The organism is Treponema primitia ZAS-1 (assembly GCF_000297095.1).
Classification (GTDB): domain Bacteria; phylum Spirochaetota; class Spirochaetia; order Treponematales; family Breznakiellaceae; genus Termitinema; species Termitinema primitia_A.
Map to the genome: position 1 here is coordinate 1 of NZ_AEEA01000053.1, position 1,633 is coordinate 1,633.

Annotated in this window: 1 protein-coding gene; it reads left to right on the forward strand. The window is 54.1% G+C overall.

The window, feature by feature from the left end:
* On the forward strand, positions 1-1,633 hold a 1,633-nt coding region (locus TPRIMZ1_RS18760; RefSeq protein WP_010258331.1), incomplete at both ends, for a hypothetical protein.

Below are 1,633 nucleotides of genomic sequence, written 5' to 3' on the forward strand. Positions count from 1 at the left end.
CACCGTGATTGATGTGGCCGGTAATTCGTCCCATACTAGCTCCTTGACCCGGGATATTAATTTAGACACCACGGCGCCGACCCTCACGATAAATTCGCCCGCCAGCATTAACATCGGGACCCCGGGCAACGGCAAATGGGCTGCCTTCAGCACTACGTTCATAGATATCTCTGGTACAGCCGCCGATGCCGCCCCAGGAACGGTAACCAGGATCCTCTATTACGATGCCGATGCGAGTGAAACTACCCCCCCTGCCCCGGGTGATTCGCGGTGGTTAACGGGAGCTGCAAATGGCGTTACCGGCGCCACCGGCTGGCGAATCGCCACGAATCTTACGGTCCCCTCTGAAGGAAACCGGCACATATGGATAGTTGCGGAAGACAGGATGGGACACCGGAACACGGACTTGACCTACACCAACAGCGCCACGGACATCGGAACGGTGGCCACGGTAAGCGCAGCATACTTCCCCTATACCTACGATAAAGCGGCTCCGCGCTTAACGGAAACTTCGGTTGGATCGGGAATCACCTGGAAAACCGGTGCGTTCACCCTGGATGGAATCGTCGGCGATTCCAATGCCCTAAAGTCCCTCAAAGTAACCCAGACCAAGGACGGCGATACCATAGGCGCTTATACCTATACCATTACACTGATTGACGATGTGGGTACTCCGGATCTCACTTTAAAAGGATTAGACTATCCCGGTTATACCGGCGGCTTTGCTGCCGCCGCCAACTGGAGTACCGGAAAACAGTTGATTGACGGTACAATCACTTTTAATACTCTTGATGCTCTTCCTCTTGATAAGTTCGGAAATCATGTCACGGATGGCGGCGTTTATTACTATACCATAGTTGCCACGGACATAGCGGAAAAAACAACCATACTTGAACGGGAAGTGATAGTCGATGTTGCCCCTCCCACGGTCTACGTTACCAATCCTCTTCCCGAAATAAGATGGTTCCAGGGAGGCGGAAGCATAGCCGGCCGCGTCTGGGATCCCCGTGTAACAACCGAACTTACCGAAGCGAGCGCTTCCGGGGTGGTCAGCAAACTCTACTACAAGAAAACCGCCCAGGGTGTCACTGAGACACTTCCTGCATCCGGCGCCGAAAGTTCCAGCGGCTGGTCTACGGCTTCCATGGACTCCCCGAACACCGCCAAATCATCCTGGAGTGTAGACATCGAAGACGCCGACCTGGAAGGGAAATACACCCTCCACCTCTACGCGGAAGATCAATCCGGAAACCGCAGTCCCATTGTAATTCGGAAATACGGAATAGATAAAACTTCCCCGGCCATAAATATTTTGGTGGATACAACCGATACCGGCGGCGATGCATCCTTCAGCAGCCGCATCGACCGGGATCTCCGCTTTAAGCTTTCCGGTACGACAATTGAAACCAACTCCGGTATTCAAACCTTCACCATCAGGCAGAGCAAAGACGGGGCCGCGGATATCAACATTACCGCTCAGCTAACAGCGGCGATAGCACCCGGCGCCATTTCCCCAAGCTGGGAACTGCTCTCCCTGCCCAGAAAATCCGATGGCTCGGTTATTGCCACCGCCGGCGCCGATCTAACGGCATGGCAAAACGGTGACTTTGACGGCGTTTATACCTACACCTTT